Source organism: Clostridium ganghwense, from assembly GCF_026735165.1.
GTDB lineage: Bacteria > Bacillota > Clostridia > Clostridiales > Clostridiaceae > Clostridium_H > Clostridium_H ganghwense.
Window position 1 is genome coordinate 316,730 of the sequence record NZ_JAPQES010000002.1, and the last position, 20,017, is coordinate 336,746.

At 27.8% G+C, this 20,017-nt stretch carries 19 protein-coding genes; 3 read left to right on the forward strand and 16 right to left on the reverse strand.

The features are described 5' to 3' along the window. Positions 1-29: 29 nt before the first annotated feature. The 11 genes from htpG to OXH55_RS08200 form a co-directional block, all read right to left on the reverse strand. On the reverse strand, positions 30-1,910 hold the full coding sequence (gene htpG / locus OXH55_RS08150) for a molecular chaperone HtpG (RefSeq protein WP_268049333.1): 1,881 nt from the start codon (positions 1,908-1,910) through the stop codon (positions 30-32). Positions 1,911-2,151: 241 nt separating this feature from the next. Beyond that, positions 2,152-2,259, reverse strand: coding sequence for a MetS family NSS transporter small subunit (locus OXH55_RS08155; protein ID WP_268049334.1), 108 nt, complete (start codon positions 2,257-2,259; stop codon positions 2,152-2,154). Between the two features lie 2 nt (positions 2,260-2,261). Further along, positions 2,262-3,764 carry a sodium-dependent transporter gene (locus tag OXH55_RS08160; RefSeq protein WP_268049335.1) on the reverse strand — a complete coding sequence of 501 codons (1,503 nt, stop codon included), beginning with the start codon at positions 3,762-3,764 and terminating at the stop codon, positions 2,262-2,264. A gap of 334 nt (positions 3,765-4,098) precedes the next feature. Further along, entirely contained in the window at positions 4,099-4,848 is a 750-nt protein-coding gene (locus OXH55_RS08165; protein WP_268049336.1) for a tetratricopeptide repeat protein, read from the reverse strand. Continuing rightward, entirely contained in the window at positions 4,842-5,798 is a 957-nt protein-coding gene (locus OXH55_RS08170) for a GNAT family N-acetyltransferase (protein ID WP_268049338.1), read from the reverse strand. Before OXH55_RS08170 ends, OXH55_RS08165 begins: the two co-directional genes overlap by 7 nt. Before the next feature lie 223 nt (positions 5,799-6,021). Further along, positions 6,022-8,559 (reverse strand): ABC transporter permease, encoded by a 2,538-nt coding sequence (locus OXH55_RS08175; protein WP_268049340.1) that lies wholly within the window; start codon positions 8,557-8,559, stop codon positions 6,022-6,024. A 14-nt stretch (positions 8,560-8,573) separates the two neighbouring features. After that, positions 8,574-9,239, reverse strand: a complete 666-nt coding sequence (locus OXH55_RS08180) for an ABC transporter ATP-binding protein (RefSeq protein ID WP_268049342.1) — start codon at positions 9,237-9,239, stop codon at positions 8,574-8,576. A gap of 174 nt (positions 9,240-9,413) precedes the next feature. Then, on the reverse strand, positions 9,414-10,328 hold the full coding sequence (locus OXH55_RS08185) for a sensor histidine kinase (protein WP_268049344.1): 915 nt from the start codon (positions 10,326-10,328) through the stop codon (positions 9,414-9,416). A 3-nt stretch (positions 10,329-10,331) separates the two neighbouring features. Further along, entirely contained in the window at positions 10,332-11,012 is a 681-nt protein-coding gene (locus OXH55_RS08190; protein ID WP_268049345.1) for a response regulator transcription factor, read from the reverse strand. Positions 11,013-11,015: 3 nt separating this feature from the next. Further along, entirely contained in the window at positions 11,016-12,431 is a 1,416-nt protein-coding gene (locus tag OXH55_RS08195; RefSeq protein ID WP_268049347.1) for a sensor histidine kinase, read from the reverse strand. 11 nt (positions 12,432-12,442) lie between these two features. Beyond that, positions 12,443-13,162 (reverse strand): response regulator transcription factor, encoded by a 720-nt coding sequence (locus OXH55_RS08200; RefSeq protein ID WP_268049350.1) that lies wholly within the window; start codon positions 13,160-13,162, stop codon positions 12,443-12,445. Positions 13,163-13,327: 165 nt separating this feature from the next. Between OXH55_RS08200 and OXH55_RS08205 the strand changes: the two genes are divergently transcribed. Genes OXH55_RS08205 through OXH55_RS08215 form a run of 3 tightly spaced genes read left to right on the forward strand, consistent with a single transcriptional unit; the run spans position 13,328 to position 15,567 of the window. Then, entirely contained in the window at positions 13,328-14,056 is a 729-nt protein-coding gene (locus OXH55_RS08205; RefSeq protein WP_268049352.1) for an ABC transporter ATP-binding protein, read from the forward strand. A 1-nt stretch (position 14,057) separates the two neighbouring features. After that, positions 14,058-14,810, forward strand: coding sequence for an ABC transporter permease (locus OXH55_RS08210; RefSeq protein WP_268049354.1), 753 nt, complete (start codon positions 14,058-14,060; stop codon positions 14,808-14,810). 13 nt (positions 14,811-14,823) lie between these two features. Further along, entirely contained in the window at positions 14,824-15,567 is a 744-nt protein-coding gene (locus tag OXH55_RS08215; RefSeq protein ID WP_268049356.1) for an ABC transporter permease, read from the forward strand. Positions 15,568-15,725: 158 nt separating this feature from the next. Here the strand turns inward: OXH55_RS08215 and OXH55_RS08220 are convergent, their stop codons facing one another. The 5 genes from OXH55_RS08220 to OXH55_RS08240 form a co-directional block, all read right to left on the reverse strand. Continuing rightward, positions 15,726-16,460 carry an ABC transporter permease gene (locus OXH55_RS08220; RefSeq protein WP_268049358.1) on the reverse strand — a complete coding sequence of 245 codons (735 nt, stop codon included), beginning with the start codon at positions 16,458-16,460 and terminating at the stop codon, positions 15,726-15,728. Between the two features lie 35 nt (positions 16,461-16,495). After that, complete coding sequence (locus OXH55_RS08225; protein WP_268049360.1) at positions 16,496-17,242, reverse strand: ABC transporter permease; 747 nt, start codon at positions 17,240-17,242, stop codon at positions 16,496-16,498. Then, complete coding sequence (locus tag OXH55_RS08230) at positions 17,235-18,155, reverse strand: ABC transporter ATP-binding protein (protein WP_268049362.1); 921 nt, start codon at positions 18,153-18,155, stop codon at positions 17,235-17,237. Before OXH55_RS08230 ends, OXH55_RS08225 begins: the two co-directional genes overlap by 8 nt. A 177-nt stretch (positions 18,156-18,332) precedes the next feature. Then, the gene (locus OXH55_RS08235) at positions 18,333-19,244 is read right to left on the reverse strand and encodes a sensor histidine kinase (RefSeq protein ID WP_268049364.1); all 912 of its coding nucleotides are present in this window, start codon (positions 19,242-19,244) and stop codon (positions 18,333-18,335) included. Next, positions 19,241-19,948, reverse strand: a complete 708-nt coding sequence (locus OXH55_RS08240) for a response regulator transcription factor (protein ID WP_268049366.1) — start codon at positions 19,946-19,948, stop codon at positions 19,241-19,243. The genes OXH55_RS08235 and OXH55_RS08240 overlap by 4 nt, the downstream gene beginning before the upstream one ends. Between the last annotated feature and the right edge of the window lie 69 nt (positions 19,949-20,017).

Genomic DNA, 20,017 nt, shown 5'->3' on the forward strand with positions numbered 1-20,017 from the left:
TATTTATTGGTCATCTCTAATAATCCATTTTATTTCATTATCTTACAAATATTATTTGTAAACTCTACTGGATCATTTATCATTAATCCTTCTATAAGTAATGCTTGGTTATATAATAAATCTGTATATAACTTAAGTTTATCTTTATCTTTTTCGTAAGCTTCTTTTAATGACGTAAATACATCGTGATTTATGTTTATTTCTAAAACTTTATCTGCTTTTATATTCTCATTGTTAGGCATAGAGTTTAAAATTTTCTCCATTTCAATTGTAAGTTCACCATCATTAGATAAACATACAGGATGATTTTTTAATCTTTTTGATGCCCTAACATCTTTAACTTTATCTGATAAAGTATTTTTCATATATTCAAATAGTTCCTTATTTTCCTCATTATCTGAGCTAGATGAATTTTCGCTTTCTTCTACTTCTATACCTAAATCTCCACTTGATACAGATTTAAATTCCTTATCCTTATACTTCATTAACATTCTTATAGCAAACTCATCTACATCATCTGTAAAGTATAATATTTCATATCCTTTATCTAATACTAGTTCTGTTTGTGGCAGTTTCTCAATTCTTTCAATTGATTCTCCTGAAGCATAATAAATATATTTTTGATCCTCTGGCATTCTAGAAACATACTCACCTAAAGTGACCATTTTTTTCTCTTTTGATGAATAGAACATTAATAAATCTTGTAATACATCTTTATTGCTTCCAAAATCACTATAAACTCCATACTTTAGTTGTCTTCCAAAAGATTTATAAAACTCGTCATATTTATCTCTTTCATTTTTCAATATGCTTTGTAATTCATTTTTTATTTTAGTTTTTATATTTTTAGCAATAAGTTTTAATTGTCTATCATGTTGTAGTATTTCTCTAGATATGTTAAGGGATAAATCTTCAGAATCAACTATGCCTTTAACAAATCCAAAATAATCAGGCAATAAATCTGCACACTTATTCATAATTAAAACGCCATTTGAATATAATTCTAAACCTTTTTCATATTCTTTTGTATAGAAGTCATATGGTGTTTTTTCTGGAATAAATAAAATTGCATTGTAACTTACCATACCGTCAACACTAGTATGAATATGCTTTATTGGTTTATCAAAGCCATAGTGCTTTTCAGAATAAAAGTTATCATAATCTTCTTTATTAAGTTCATTTTTATTCTTTCTCCATATAGGAACCATACTATTTACAGTTTGTTCCTCTATATACTCTTCGTATTCTTTTTCACTACCCTCTTTTGGTTTCTTTATGTTTACATCCATTTTTATTGGGTATCTGATGAAATCAGAGTATTTCTTAATTATAGACTTTAATTTATATTCCTCTAGGTATTCATCAAAGTTTTCATCTTCTGTGTTTTCTTTTATTTTAAGTATAATTTCTGTACCAACAGAATCTTTTTCACATGGTTCAATAGTATACCCATCTACACCTTTAGATTCCCACTTGTAAGCTTCATCACTTCCAAAAGCTTTGCTTGTAACAGTAACCGTATCAGCTACCAAAAATGCAGAATAAAATCCCACACCAAACTGACCAATTACGTCATATCCATCTTTCAATTCAGTTTCTTTTTTGAAGTTCAAAGATCCACTTTTTGCTATAACCCCAAGGTTATCATCAAGTTCTTCTTTTGTCATTCCAATACCAGTATCAGAAATTTTAACTGTTCTATTTTCCTTATCAATAGATACTTTAATATAATAATCTTCTTTATCGAAGCTTAAAGAATCATCTGTTAATGCTTTGTAATACATTTTATCAATTGCATCGCTGGCATTAGAAATAAGTTCTCTTAAAAAAATTTCCCTATGGGTATAAATTGAGTTAATCATAAGATCTAGTAGCCTTTTAGATTCTGCCTTAAATTGTTTTGTTTCCACTTAAAATCTCTCCCTTCACAATAAAACAATCTTTTATAGGATTTTTTTATTATGTATTAAAATTATTAGCACTCTTTCTTATTGAGTGCTAATTCCTAATTCTTATATAACACATATTTAATTTTATGTCAATATATTCTATAAAACTAAAGAATTTTTAACGTCTCGTATAATCTACGTGTCAGAGGCTTAGGTATCTCTTACCCAAGCCTCTCTATTATAAATTTTATCCTCATAAAAATCACTTTGAAGATTTCTCTTTTTTAATTGCAATTGCTAGAGTACATAATAGTCCTCCCCAAAGTACTGTTGCTCCTATACAAAAAAATATCATTGCACTTTGTGTCATTTTTAAACTGCCTCCTCTTCTTCACATTCAACATCATGTTTCCATGATTTTTTACTAATTATTACAGCACCTACTATACCTAATACAATTATACTCCATCCATATGCCAATAAATTTGACAATTTATATCCTCCATATGGTTTACTTATTTCTGTAATAATGCTCTTACCTAGCATATAGATTAAAATAGTTGGAGTAACATACTTAATAATTACATCCCACCACTTTCCTATTTTATAATAAGAAACTGCATTTGTATGGTTGCGAATTGTTTTTGCTTTAATTATCCATCCTACTAAAATAGCTTCTAATAATCCTACAACTACAATTCCATAATTATTTATGAAATTGTCCATAATATCTAACAGATAAAGTCCTGCTCTAGTTGCAAATACTACACTTATACAAACTCCAATCAAAGACATACCTGATACTACTTTTTTACGTTCCCATCCTGTTTTATCAATTATAGATGAAGATAAAGCTTCAACTAGTGACACTGCAGATGTTAGTCCTGCAAATACTAGACAAGCAAAGAATAATACTCCTAAAATGTTTCCCCAAGTACCCATAACTGAAAATACTTTTGGGAAAGCTATAAATGCAAGTCCAATACCACCTGATACAACTTTATCAATTGCTACACCTTGGCTATTTGCCATAAATCCAAGTATTGCAAATACTCCAATAGCAGATAAAAATTCAAATCCACAGTTTGCAAAGGCAGTCATAAATGCACTGTTGTTTATATCTGTTTTCTTAGGCAAATAACTTGCATAAGTCATCATTATACCTGTTGCTATACTTAATGAGAAGAATACTTGACCATAAGCTGCAATCCAAACTTTAGGATCTTTTACCTTGTCCCAGTTTGGGGTAAATAGTTTGTTTAATCCTACTGATGCTCCTTCTAAAGTTACACCTTTTATAACTATAATTATCATAATTACTAATAGAGTTGGTAGTAATATCTTACTTAATTTTTCAATTCCACCTTTTATTCCTTTGTAACATATCATCCAATTAACGGCCCAAACTAAAATTATACCTATTAATATTGGAACTACTATACCTCCAAACTCAAAAGGAGATGATGATAATTTCAAAAAATCTTTATAAAAATATTTATTAGGATCAGCTCCCCATCCTTTTGTAAAGCTTAAAGTTAAATACTTTATAGCCCAACTCAAAATCATTGAATAATAACATAAAATAATGCCTGAACTAATTATTGGCCACCATCCAAGCCATTCCCATTTTTTATTTGCTCTTGCAATTGCAAGAGGTGTTGACCCTCTAAATTTATGCCCCATTCCATATTCAAGAATTAATAAAGGTATTCCAGCTGTAAATATAGCACAAAAATATGGTATTAAAAAAGCGCCTCCACCATTTGAATAAACTACATAAGGGAATCTCCATATATTCCCTAATCCTACAGCAGAACCAACAGCTGCAAGTATGAAACCTACCTTTGTTCCCCATTGTTCTCTAGATTTTTTCATTCTTAGCCCTCCTAAAATCTATTTAAATTAAAAATATTATTATTTATAAAATAAAAAAGCCCCTTAGTTTATACTAAAGGACTTTTTTACCTAGGATATTACAAAAGTCCCTTAGTTTACCTATGAGACTTAATTTATTTCAACACAAATATTAGCCACCATAGATACAATACACCTGTTTTCGGCGATTGTATGTATGGTAGTATTTATCTATCTATACCTACAATCGCTATTATAAGTTAGCTAATAAGAGTTTATTATTTAATTTTGAATTTAATATATTCATCTTAAAATTCATAATATTTCTCCCATTCAATAATTTTAAATTATCTTATCATGTATTTTTTTTAATGTCAAGTAAATTTTGTTTTGCTTGTATTGCTATCCACAACTTATTACCCTCATCTACTACTTTTTTGTATCTCCTTTGTGCAGATTCAAATTCTCCATTTTTTTCATCTATCTGGGCTAATTTATACAATATACTTACCTTTATACGTTTACTTATTTTCTCACTCAATAATGGTTGAATTTTTTCCTTACTTTCTTCATATCTATTTAAAAAGAATAATCTTTCTGCAACAAGAAGTTTCATTGCCAACTTCATTCTTGGATTCACAGGTGACAATATTGGAATCTGTGTTTCAAATATTTCCTCTGCATAAGAAATTTCTCCAAGTTCATACAAACAGGATATTAAATTTATTGTATATACAAGCAAAGTTCCATTTTTTAGTGATAAATAAGATTTATCAATTGATAATAAAGCTTCTTTTGCTTTCTGAAATTCTCCATGTAAAATAAGCCCTACTGCCTCATCAATATTTAAATATGTGTTTATTTTAGGATTTTTACCTGTAATACTTCTTTGCTTTTCAGTAGCTTCTATAAATGCTTGTGGGTCACAGTTTTCTTCTATTAAATTCAGTCTTTTTTTACCACGTATATACGCAATAATTATGTATCCAACCATTATAATAGTAAAGGTAATTCCTCCTGATATAATAGGATTATTTGTCAATATTAATAAAGTAATCATTATTATAAAAGTAATAATAATAAATTTGATACGATTTACTAGCATGATGTATTCTCCTTAATTATAAATCTTTTAAATTCAGTCCCTGGAATAAATCCAAGTTCGTAATAAACTGATTCTGCAACATTACCTATTGTTACAAACAATCGTAATATAGGATATTCTTTCTTTAAAACAGTTAGTGCCTTTTTAAGCATCGTTGTTGCGAGATGCTTTCCTCTATATGAAGGATCAACTCCAATAGTATGTATTAAAGGCCACTCCTCAAAATGTGATACAAGACAAGCACCAATTAACTTTTTTTCTTCTTTATCATATATAAGTGTAGATGCTTCAAGTAGTATGTCTTCGGTACAGTTATTAAAATAATCATTTATTTCATCTAAGTACTCCTCATACGTACATTCTTGTCCATTTTGTTTGGCAGCATACTGACAATCTATATCCCCATTAAAACTTTCATAAAATAGTTTAGCTATTTCTACATTATTGTTCTGTTGAGGAGTTTTTACTATTATAGTATTATCCCAGACAAAGTCAAAAGCTTCGGTAGGTCTCATCATCCATCGTCTATTTTTATCTGGCCAAAAACCCAGCATTTCAAAATAGTGAGATTGTTCCGGAGGAATTTGATAAGCATATATGTTTTTGCTAGAAGACGACCATTTAACTAATAATTTTTTTAATAATTTTACTATTTCAAATGTGTTTGTAAAGGGAGGAATAATAAATAAACGTGATAATACATTAGGTTCTATTAGCACTCCACCTATTCTGAGTTCACCAGCTTTTATCCAGTAAAAGCTTTCATCCTTTGCAAAAGGATTATCAAGACTTATTGCTAACCGTAAATCCCAATGTTTAACTGCAAATCTATTATAAATTTTATCCCCATAAACTGACTCATATATTGCAAATTCTTCTGGATTAGCTTTTACAATGGAATATTTGTGTGATAGTTCATAATACTCTATATTACTTGACCAATTTTGCATATTATTCTAATTCTCCTTTTATATAAATATTTAAATATAATTCAATGAAAAAGGCTTAATAACCCCTAAACACTAGTATTTTATAATTTTCCATATCTATTATTAATTTTAACTTATTCCATATGTACCCTCAACCCCTATATATTTTTTCTAACAAAAAAGACCTCGAGTGTAACTAAATACATCGAGGGCTTTAAACAATTTTTGACTTAAATTAATCATATTATACATTTTCTCTAAGTTGTTCAACTATGCTTTGTTGGCTAGTTTCTTTATAAGATATAAGTGGTACTAGTATTGAAACAATAATTAGTATTGGTGATGCAATTAATACTGGCAATATAGTAAAATGATATGTGAAGAACCAAATTTGGCCTGCCATTGCCTGAACTATAATATAAGAAAATGCATTTCCAACTGTCAATGTTATAGCTATTGTTAATATTGCATAGTATATACCTTCAAAAATAAGCATTTTATAAAGCTGTTTTTTCGTCATTCCTATACTTTTCAACATTGCAAATTCTCTTTTTCTCGTAATTATACTTGTAAGCATTGAATTAATAAAATTCAATATACCAATAAATCCAACAATGAAACAAAGTACACCGCCTACAATTAAATATGTATTTTGCAGCTGTTTAAAGCTATCAACATACGTTTGTTTTGATTTATAATCCATCATAGTTTCTATATTATTTGTATAATTTTCAAGAAATTTTTCCATGGTTTCAATATTTTTATCATCTATATCAAAAACATAATTTATAAACATAGGTTTTTTAACCTGTGATTGAAATTCACTTGATGGTAAAAAGCACGGCATACCTTCTGTAATATAACGCCTCAAGGACATATTATGAGGAATACGTGCTTTTGCCATTACCTCATAAGTCTTTTCTGTGTTGTCATCAAATTTTATAGTTATTTTATCTCCAATATTATAATAACTACTGTTATCAGGATCTTCACAATGCATTAATGGACTAACCAATACATATTTTCCTGTAGCAAATTTTTCTGCATCAAATTTTCCTTCTACAATACTAAGCTTTTCTACAAGAAAATTATTTAATCCATAAATATCCAGACTAACTTCCCCTGAAATTTTACTTTTTATAAGTTGATCTTTCATATGTTTGTCGCTTTTATCTATAAATTCATCATTGAATATATTTTTATAATTCTCCATACCTTTCTTGCTTAATTGGTGTAAATTATAAGTATAATATGTCTTACCGCCTTCTTCTATTCCATCTATATTCTTTATTTTATCAATCAATTTTTGTGATGGCATATACTCTTCACTTCTAAAATGAGAATTAAAATAATTTACATGGCCCACAATAAAATCACTCACTACTTGGTGACTTAAATATTTGTCCATATTAAAGCCACTTGTTATGGTATAAACTGCATTTAAAAGTATTAAACTTAGTGACATTGAAATAATAACTACTATAGTTTTTTTCTTATTTCTAAATAGATTAGACCATGCCATTTTGTGAATTTTTGCACCCTTTGATGATTTTTTGGATTTCTTTTTATACTGTAATTCTATTCCTGTATATCGTACCGCCTCAACAGGTGAAACCTTTGATGCTATTTTGCTTGGCTTTCTTGAACTTATATATACAGTTATAAGAGAGAATAGAGCTGCACCTATAAATATTAATGGACTTGCTGAAGTACTACTATTGTTGATGCTTGTTATACTTAATATTACAGGCAGTAATACAACACCTAAAATATATCCCAAAATAAGCCCTATTGGAATTCCTATAGCAGAAAGTAAATATGCTTGTTTTCTTACTAATTTTTTAATTTGTTTTGAAGTTGTTCCTATGGTTTTTAACAAACCATAAAAGCGAATATCTTTTGTAACAGAAATTTGAAAAATATTATAAATAATTAAATATCCAGTGAAAGTTATTAGTAATATTCCTCCAATACTTGATAAAATCATAGTAGGATCTAAAGTAAAATTTGTAGACATATATGCCCAATTGACACCGTAAGCTATATTTTTAAGTTCATAACCACTTTCTTTTACCACAGTCTGTATGTTTTTTTCCATGCCCCAACTACTATCAAACATTATATCTGCAAAGATTAATCCTGGATAAAGATTGTTCTCCTTTTGATATTTTTGATCTATATCTACAAGATTTTTATCTATAAATTCTTGGGAAACATATGCCATACTTGCCATTGCAGCAATATCACCTTCCCAGTATCCAGATAAAACAAAATCTTTAGTGATTTTTTTACCATTTATTGTATATTCAAATGTTATTGGAACACCTATTTTATGTGGTAGACCTAGCATATCTAGAACAATAGTATCCGTTACCACTTCATTTATTTTCTGCGGCATTTTACCTTTTGTCGGATAACAAAATCCCCATTTTGCTGTGTTATCAGTTGCAAAACGTATTTCTGTCTGTCTTTTAATAAGCTCTTTATTTTCAGCAAAACCCACCATAACAGAATATCCAATATCTTTTATTAAAGGGTGATTTTTTATATTATTATACTCTTCATAAGTAAGGTATTTTAATCCTGCATGAGCAGATGTACCAACTTGCCTCATGGTTTGTTCCTGCATAGCTTTAACCATACCCATACTTAAAGTGAAAAGAGTAGTAAAAAGAACAGTGGTAAGTACTATGGCAATTATTGCAAAGGTATTTCTAAGTTTATTATTTTTTAGGCTTTTTCGTGATAAATTGTTTATGACTTTTTGATTATTATTACGCATCTAACTCACCCCCACTAAGAAATAATTTTTCCGTCTTCAATTCGGATAATTCTATCACAAAGTTGAGCAATATCTTCATTGTGAGTAATCATAACTATAGTTTGATTAAATTTTTCACTTGTCACTTTTAGAAGTCCTATAACTTCTTGAGTTGTTTTACTATCTAGATTTCCAGTAGGTTCATCTGCAAGAATTATTGCTGGTTTTGCAGCTAAAGCTCTTGCTATTGCAACACGCTGCTGCTGACCACCTGATAAATTATTAGGAAGATAGTTTATTTTTTCTGTTAAACCTAAAGTATTTATTATATTATTTACGTAATCTTTATCTACTGTATTTCCATCAAGTTCAACAGGAAGTATTATATTTTCATAGACATTCAAAATAGGTACCAAATTGTAGCTTTGAAACACAAACCCTATGTTTCTTCTTCTAAATACAGTTAGTTCATCATCATTCATTTTAAATATCTCTTTATTTTTAACTATAACTTCTCCACTTGTAGGTCTATCAAGACCTCCTAACATATGAAGTAAAGTTGATTTACCTGAGCCTGATGTTCCTACAATTGCCCAAAATTCTCCTTCTTTTACTTCTATGTTAACTCCATCAAGAGCTTTTACCATATTAGGCTCTTTACCATAGTATTTTTTTAACTTAGTACATTTTAATATATTCATAATAATTCCTCCTTCTAGAATTACCTTAATTAACATAAAAATTGGATTATACAAAAGTCAATAATAATTATTACCTTTTGTATAATCCAATTATAAAATTTAATTCTTACATAATCTTTACAGATTTCAAATTTTTTCTTTCAGTTCTGTAAGAAAATACTGGTTAACTGTTATTTATGCTTCACTCTGTAAGAAAACAGAAAATGTACTTCCTTTTCCTAAAGTTGATTTAACTGTTATATATCCACCTTCTTTAGACAATATGAACTGTGAAAGATAAAGTCCAATTCCCATCCCCTTGTGCTCTGACACGTTTTCACTTCTATAAAATCTTTTGAATATTTTATTATAATCTTTTTTATCTATTCCAATACCTTGATCTGTAATTTCTATTTTCGTATAAATTTCAAGGGGAATAATTTTAATATTTATATTAGAAAACTGTGGTGAATATTTTATAGTATTTTCTAAAATATTAGTTATAGCTTCACAAGTCCACTTTCTGTTATGAAAAAGCTTTATATCTTCAAACTCTTCAACTTCAATTTTTATATTTTTATCACTTGCCTGAGAATAAACTGAACTAACTGCCCTTGCAATAGTTTCTTTTATATATTCATAATCAGGTTTAAAATTAATAGCACCAGTCTCTAGTCTTGACATTTTTAGTAGAGATTTCATAAGCCAATTGATTTTTTCCGACTGTTCCTTAGTCCTCATCAAAAATTCTCTTTTCTCATCTTGACTTAAATTTTCATCTAATAGTATATCAGTATACATACATATATTGGCCAAGGGAGTTTTAATTTGATGTGAAATATCTCCAATTAGTTCCTTAATAAGTTCTTTTTCATCTTGGGTTTTATTTACATCATTGTTTATCATTCCTATAATACTCTTTGCTTGATGAGCTAATTTAGACTCTCTAGAATCCTTAGTTTCAGAGATTTCAATATAATCATTTTTGGACAATATTTGTTCTAAAATACTGCTTATAAAATCAAACATTTTAGCTACATACCTTCTTGAAAACAATATAACTAAGATACATACTAATACGGCAATAATAATAATTATTATACTTCCCATTTTCTACTTCTCACTCCACATGTAGCCCATACCATGTACAGTTTTTATATATTCAGGATTAGATGAATCATCTTCTATTTTTTTACGAAGTCTTCTTATCGTAACAGGTAAAGTATTTTCATCCACAAAATTGCCGCTGTCGTCCCAAAGACTACTTAGTATTTGCTCTTTAAGTAAAACTTGTCCTTTATTTTTCATAAGATATTTTAACAATTTAAATTCAGTAGAGCTAATAGTTAGTTCTTTATCCTTTTTATAAACTTTCAAATTATCTAAATTAACTACTATATCTCCTGATTTAATCTCATTAGATTTAGAATTATCCACACTTCGCCTAAAAATAGAATTTACCCTTGCCATTAAAACCGAAAGAGAAAACGGTTTTGTAATATAATCGTCTGCACCAGAATATAGGCCTTCAACTTCATCAGTTTCAAGGTCTCTTGCAGTAAGCATTATAATTGGAACTGATGATGACTTTCTAATCTCTTTACAAAAGTCAATACCATTTCCATCTGGAAGATTTAAATCCAAAATAATCATATCTATATGCACTTGTTTAATCAATTTATTAGCTGATTTTAGATTAAAAGCAGTATATACCTTGTAACCAGCCTTATTAAAACTAAAAGACATACCTCTGCTTAGTCCTTCATCATCTTCAACTATTAAAACACTCTTCATAACTTACGCTCCTTTAAAATTTATCTTTATATTAGCACCTACTCCTAATTCGCTTTTTACAGAGATATAGCCACCATGTATGTCAATTATTTGTTTAGCTATAGCCATGCCCAAACCTGACCCTTTATTTGAGAACGAAGTATTTGTGCCTCTATAATACCTTTCAAAAATATATGGTAAATCTTCTTTAGAAATACCTTTTCCTGTATCCTTTATTAAAATATACACCGTATTATTTTTCTCATATATTGAAACATCCACTTTAACACTTTCATCATTATGAATTATAGAATTAAAAATCAAATTAATAACTGCTCTTTTAAATAAAACCTCATCTATAAAACACATAACATTTTCTTTTTCATAATGAAGGTTTATATTTCTGTTTGAATAAATAGGATCATTTAAAATTTCTATAATTATATTCTGCAGCATATTTACCATATTTACTTTAGTTTTATTTAACGAAAATAAATTATTTTTAAGCTTATAGGTTAAATTTAATTCTTCTATTAACTCTTGTATATAAGAAGCTTTGTTCCATATTATATCTGAATACTCTTTTATTTCTTCATTAGAAAAACTATAATCTGGTTCTTTCATTATTTCTGCATATCCTTTTATAGAAGACAACGGAGTTTTAACATCATGTGATATGGAAGAAATCCAGTTATCTCTCATTTTATCTAGTTCTTTTCTTTTAATATTATTTTCATTAAGGGTTTTATTAAGTTTATTTAAACTAACAAATACATTTTTGTATATACCCTGTTCCTTATAATGCTTTTGATAATTTCCATGGGACATTTCTTTTATACCTTTTATTATATTTTCAAGGGGTTTACCCATTTTCTTACCAAAGAAAATATAAGCTACTATTATTGCAATGCATATATCAATTAAAAGTAAAATTAGTATACCTCCACTAAGAATTTTTCTAACCATAAAAGGACTATATTCCATAGTGTATTTAGCAACAAACTTAATAGGAAATCCAATAATATAACTATAGGTTTTATCATTATGCTTACTTTCACCTATGAATATAGTATAGTTTTTGATATCATACTTGTACGCATGTACTATTGTTAAAGGATTATATATTTCACTAACTCCTTCTGGTTTATTCAAAGAATATTTTTCTTTAAAATCCTCACCAAGTATTTGAATCCATGCACTTTTATTTTTAAGTTGCATTTTCCCTTCTTCCGTTACATAAGGAGTATTATCTTTATACTCTATATACTTTGAAAATTTTCTTGTAAAGTCTGAAGGTGCATATAATGAAATTTTTGTTGTGTTAAGAACAGAACTAAAAATCAAAATAATATTCATAAAAAAAATTATAAATATTACTACTAATAGTGCTCTTAAAAATGCTCCTGTAATGGTCCATTTATTTCTATTCATAAACTTCATATTAACATTACCTACTCTTTAATATTTAATTTATATCCTAATCCCTTAACAGTTAAAATATATTTAGGATTGGATGGATCATCTTCTATTTTTTCTCTTAATTTTCTCATATGAACCATTATTGTATTGTCATAACCCTCAAAATCATCTCCCCATACTTTATCACAAAGCATTTGCTTACTTAATATTTTATTAGGATTTTTAGCCATATAATTCAACAAGCTATATTCTTTTGGAGTAAAAGCTATATTTTCCCCGTTTTTTGTGATTTCGCCTTTTGTAAAATCAATAGTTACATCTCCAAATTTTATTGTTTTTTGTTTTTCACTGTAAATTTCATTTTTAATATATATATTTCTTCTAAGGTGGGCTTTAATTCTATAAGCAACTTCTTTTGGACTAAATGGCTTAGTTACATAATCATCTGCACCCATCCCAAATCCAACAATTTTATCTACATCATCAGATTTAGCTGATAGAAAAAGAATTGGAGTAATGCTAAGTTCTCTAATTTTTTTGCAAGTTTCAAAACCGTCCATTCCTGGCATCATTACATCAAGAACTATTATATCTGGTTTTTCACTTTTGCACAGACTAACACCTTTAATACCATTACTTGCTTTTACTATTCTTCTAAAACCCTCTTTTTTGAGAACTGTTTCCATTAACTTTAAAAGCTCTATTTCATCATCAATCAAAAGAATCTTTCTATCTAAAATTTCGTCGTACATATTACACCTCTAAAAGTTATTTTTTTATATTATAGCATTATTTTTGTAATCTTAAATTAAAAATGAAAAATATTAAGGTTCCCATAAGGTTCCCATTAATGATTATTAAGCTTTAAGATTTATTATTAAGACAAATAAACAATAAATCTTAAGGAGGAATACATTATGTCAAATTATATAGTAGAAACAAATAATCTAACAAAATCTTTTGAAAATTTTAATGCAGTAAGGGATTTAAACTTGAAAGTAAGAAAGGGAAGAATATATGGATTTTTAGGTCCTAATGGTGCTGGAAAATCTACCACTATACGTATGCTTTTAGGACTTATAAAACCTACTAAAGGAGAAATTGAAATTTTCGGTAAAAGCATTAAAGAAAATAGAATAGAAGTTTTAAGAAATACAGGTTCTCTTGTAGAATCTCCATCTTATTATGGTAATTTAACTGCTTATGAAAATTTAAAGATTTCTACAGAAATTTTAAATTTGAAAGAAAGCAGTATCGATGAAGTTTTAGAAATTGTTAAACTAACTAATTGGAAAGACACTCAAGTAAAAAAGTTTTCTCTTGGAATGAAGCAAAGATTAGGAATTGCTCTAGCTTTAATTGGTAAACCTAACCTTTTAATCTTAGATGAACCTACCAATGGTCTTGATCCTGAAGGAATACATGAAATAAGAGAGCTTATAAAAGAACTTCCTAAAATTAATGGAATGTCTGTAATAATATCCAGTCATGTTTTAAGTGAAATTCAACTTATGGCTGATGATATTGGAATAATCAACTTAGGTAAACTTTTATTTCAAGGGTCACTAGATGAATTATTATTTAAATTCCCTGGTGAACAAAATCTTGAAAATATATTCCTTAAACTTATTAAAGGAGTTGTTTAATATGAGTTTGTTATCCTTGCTTAAGATAGAATTTATAAAACAAAAAAAGAGTTTTCTTTGGAAACTCTCTTTTATAACTCCAATAATTTGCTTCTGCATATTATTAACATTTTGGTATTTTAAATATTCTACATTAATAAATGGTTGTAAAGATTTGGGTTTAAATTCTCAATTAGATGTTTTATTTTTCACAAATCATCTATCTTCCTTGTGGTTTATTCTTTCAACTTTTAGTTTTTCACTGATATCCTTAGGTGTTAATTTTATAGAACACAATGAAAATTGTTGGAAATATGTTCTTTCATTACCCATTGATAGAACTAAAATTTATTTTTCAAAATGGCTAGTTATTTTTATACTTTCTTTTGTTTCAATAATTTTAAATTCTATTGGATTTATTGGTGTAAGTTTTATCTTTAAATTAGAAAATTGTTTAAATGTAATATTAATATTTAAATATATATTTTTTCAGATATTATGCTCTATAAGTATAATCAGTTTTCAACATTTTATATGCTGTTATTTTAAAAACACTTTAATTCCTTTATCTATAAGCATAATAGGAATTATTAATACTATAATGTTTTCTCAAAGTAAAATTTTAAGTATACTAATTCCCTATGTTCCTACTATGAACTGTGTTCCTTTAAGGAACGGAAACACTGCACAAATAGCAGCTGTTACAGGTTTAATTTGTGGAATATTGTGGTTGTTAGTTGGTATTATAGAATTCAATAAGAGAGATATTAAATAAAGGAGGCTTCTTCATGATAAGTATATTCAAAAATGAACTTTTAAAATTAAAACGCTCAAGATTTCTAGAAATAATAATGATAATTCCATTACTTTTTGTAGGTATAGGTATTAGTAACTTTATAAGATATAAATCTATTTTTCTAAAAGAAAACCCTAGTATATGGGAACCAGTATATGAGCAAAGTGCTCTTCTTTATGGATTTTTTTTACTACCCGTACTTGTCACAGTTATAATGTGTATGATAGTAAATATAGAAAATAAAAACAATAATATAGGAAGAATGTTATCTATACCTATAAAAAGAAAAGATTTTTATATAGGTAAATTTTTGTGTGGATGTTTCCTTATTTTCATTAACATATTAGTCTTTATATTAATTGTTTCTATCTGTGGAAACATATTAAAACCTTCTAATTCCCCTATGCCTTTGTATGTAATATATCGTCCAATTTTAACTTACTTTGCACTAGTACCAGTTATGGCTATTCAATATTACTTAAGTATCAAATTTTCAAATATTTTTATTCCTATAGCTCTTGGAATACTCTTTACACTTTTGTCATTTATAGTTGCAGGTGCTATCCCTTTTCTATGGATTATTTTCCCGTGGTCTTATGCAGGTAAAGCTATTTCAGCTACACATGTTTCAATAAGCCTTTCAATTACAATATTAATGTACTTTGTAGGAATTGTAACAGCTGTAGTTATTACCTACAAAGGTATTAATGAACTTAATAGTAAAGATATTTTTTAATATATACCTAAAAATTTGTAATTATTTAATCTTCATAATAAATCTATACAATGGATTTTAGCTAATAAAATATATTTAATTGCCCAAAACGCTATCAACTATAAATTGATAGCGTTTCATTACCTAATAGAGTTATTTTAACACTTTCCTTATTACTCTTATTGTACTTCCATTCTATTCATATACCAGCATCCGTACACAATACCGAAAGTAAACATTGCAACAGCTATTATAACTTGACTTGGTAAAATTGAAATATCCTTAATAATTCTGTAGTTACCACTTATTAGCATAAGATTAGATATAACTGGTAGTGGAAATGGTATGAATGCTCTCACCATTGGTTCACTTAAAAATATAAAACTAGCTATAAGCTGAACACCAATATATATTACTGGAACAATAATCTTTTTGCTTACAAGTGCCAAAGATGCGGTTACTGTAATCATAAGCATCTGAAAGAAAAATGCTTTTAAAGTTAGTATTAAATGTTTTATCATAACTGCTGACGTTAGGGTATTTCTAAAAGATATATAACTCATCAATGTAAGCATAGCAAATTCTACAATATATAATAATAGAGATATTAATATTACGGTAATAATCTTACCTATAAATATCTTCCACCTTGCATGCTTGTATATCATCATTGATAGCATTGTATTATTTTTAAATTCCCATATAAACATATACGCAATAATCATATTTACAGCTGCAAGAAAACCATAAGAAAACACTGCTAAGTTCACCCAAGTAAATAAACCATCAGCATCTTTCATAACTGCTGTATTTATAGGTACTGAACTGATTTGAATCAGAAGAAATACTCCTACAATTAATGGAATCCAAATTCTTTTAAACTTTTTCAGTTCGCATATTACAATATTTAACATAATAAACCTCCCAATTAAAGATAATTTCCATATTCTTAATAAATATTAGCTTTTCTGTAAAATAGAATACATCCTGTAATACCTATAATAAATATATAAATCCCTAAATATATATCATTGTTATTTATTACCATATTTACTGGTATAGGAACTTCACATATAGGTGTTCTAAGCTTTGCAACAGGTGATGCTGGTAAAATTGAAAATATATAATCGCTATACTTACTTTCTAAAATATAATGTACATTTCCTATTATTAATACTACAGAATAAATTGATGAAATAATCATACTTTTACCTATTAAAGATACTAAAATTGCCAGTGGAATCAGCGCTACTTGAAAAATAAATGAAATTATAAATATTTTAAAATGATTTATAAGAGGCTCTACTGTTAAAGGAGTTTTCAAAAAAATAATTCCTCCTAAAACTATAAAAATATAACTCATTACATAAATAATAGCGATGACTAATATACTCATGAAAAATTTATTAATTAAAGCTCCGAATCTACCATTAGGATAAGTAAATGCTATAGGGGCTGTTTTATACCTGAATTCTCGAATAAATATAATTGCAATAACATTTGAAATCACTAATGTAAAAAATATGCTAAAGGCTATAAATTCAAATTTAAAAAAGTATCCGTACCAATTTAAAGAAGATACCATTTGTTTATTCATTGTACTAAACTGTAAACAAATAAAACCAACTAATAAAATAGTGATATAGTATCCCGTTCTTTTTAGTTTCAAAAATTCACTATATAATCCATCAAACACTTTGTCCACCTCCAGTAAGTCTTACAAAGTAATCTTCAAGAGTATCATTCATAACATTAACCTCATAAACATCTACGCCTTGTGAAATCATTTTTCTTGCAACATCATTTGACTTATCAAGCATCTCGTATACTCTAATTTTATTTGGATCTGTTACTTCATAATCACTAATATTCATTGATTTTTCTAAAATAGTTACTGCTTTTTTATCATCGCTAACTTTTAAATTAATATAATGTCTATTCTTCTTCTCAAAGTTGCTGTAATCAATCTCCTCCAATAGCTTTCCTTTATGAATAATACCAATCTTTGTTGCAAGCTGTTGTATTTCTCCAAGTATATGACTTGATATAAGTATTGTTATCTCTTTCTTTTTATTAAGCTCTAATAAAGTTTCTCTCATCTCCTTAATACCCACTGGATCAAGACCATTAGTTGGTTCATCAAGAATAAGAAGTTCTGGTTTATGGAGAAGCGCCCTTGCGACTCCCAATCTTTGCTTCATACCTAAAGAGTATTTCTTAATCATTTTCTTTTTAATATCATAATTAGTAAGTCCAACAATTTCTAAAGCTTCATCCACATATTCCTTATTAGGAATTCCCATCAATCTTCTATGAATATCAAGATTCTCTCTTGCGGTTAAGTTTGGATAAAAACCTGGTGTTTCAATTATTGCCCCTATTCTTCCAAACACAGATCTATCTCCCATCTTTTTTCCGAAAAGCTCATATTCTCCTTTTGTTGGAGAAATAAGTCCCATTAGCATTCTCAAAGTTGTTGTCTTACCTGCACCATTTCTTCCTAAAAATCCGTATATCTCTCCTTTTTTAATGTTCATATTAATATTATCAACTACAGCTGTAGCACCATATTTTCTTGTAAGATTATAGGTTTTTAATATATTTTCCATTGTTTTTCCTCCATTTTAATTAAATAATTAAGGATTACCCCTCATTTATATACATAATAAGGGATAATCCTTAAATCTAAACTACATAATTATTACAAATTTATTAAATCTTTTTTCGATATTTAATAGATATTATGTAATTAAACTTACCAAATAGTTTATCTGTAACTCTTCTTCTTAACTATTATTCTTAGGCAGCTTTACTGTAAAAATTGTTTTCTCATAGGGTATACTTTCAACCGTTATTCTTCCATTCATGTCCTCAACTAGCTTTTTTACTATACTAAGTCCAAGTCCACTGCCTTGAAGATTTCTGTTTCTAGACTTTTCTGCTGTGTACAATCTATCAAAAATATAAGGAAGCTGATTTTTATCAATACCTTTTCCTTTATCCCATATACTGAGCTTTACCCATTGCTTATCCACTTTTAAATCAATGCCCATAACTTTTCCTTCATATCCATATTTCAAACTATTTGAAATAAGATTTATTATAATTCTATTTGTATAGTTTTTATCTCCAAAAGCAAAAATCTCTTCATCACCTATATTTATCTCAGGAGTTATATTTCTTTCATTTATTTCATTCATAAAAGTAATTATATTCTGTCTTACTATCTCAGATATATTAAACTTTTCAATAGTTATCTCCACATCATTACATTCAAGCTTTGCCATTTGAAAAAACTCTTCCATAAGCTCTTTTAAAGCAGTCCCTCTTTCTCTAATAATGCTAATATATTCTTCTTGTTTTTCTGGTGTAATAGAATTATCTAAAAGAAGGTCAACATATCCCATAAGAGCAGTAAGTGGTGTTCTTATGTCATGTGAAATATTTGAAATCATTTTTTGGTGCTGTTCTTTATAATTTTTATTATCAATAGAAATACGCTGATATCTATCAAGGAAAATATTAATCTGCTTTACCAATTCCTTTTTATCTACACTTAGATTATAAAACTTTATTCTTTCTCTTGAATTTTCTTTTAGAATATCTTTTAATTTTACAGTAATCATTTTAGTTTTTCTTTTATCATTAAATAATAATATGGATAATATGATAATAATAATTATTAATAACCAATTCATGCTCTATTACCTACCAATTTATATCCTATACCCCAAACAGTTTCTATAAGTTTAGGGTTATTAGAATCATCTTCAATCTTTCTTCTAATCCTTCTCATATGTACTGTTACCGTATTATAATCCGATAAAAATTCTTCTCCCCATACACTGTCATATATCTGAACTTTGGTAAATACTCTGTTTGGATTTTCAAAGAAAAGCTGAAGAATTTTCATTTCCTTTGCAGTAAGTGTAAGTTCCTTTCCTCCTTTGGTAACTGTGTAATTATTCATATCAAATTTCACATCACCATACTGATATATCTTCTTATCTCCACTGGTTTTAGTTTCATTATAATATATTGCTCTTCTTATATTACACTTAACCCTTGCTATAAGCTCTGGTACTGAAAAAGGCTTTACAATATAATCGTCAGCCCCCATACCAAGTCCTATTATTTTATCACTGTCCTCTCCCTTTGCAGAAAGTATTATGATAGGTACTTTGCTTTTTTCCCTAATTCTCCTCATGGCCTCAATCCCGTCCATAACAGGCATCATAATATCCATAATTATCATATGGTACTCTTCACCTTGAAACTTTTCCACACCTTCAAGACCATGAAAAGCTTGTCCAACATAGTATCCTTCCTTTATTAATGCTTCTTTTATCATATTATTTATATTAACGTCATCTTCTACAATTAATATCTTTAAAGTTTCCATAATATCACCTTGTATAATAAATTATATTAAAAATTCATTATACATTTTCCTTTCATAATGTTTTTATTA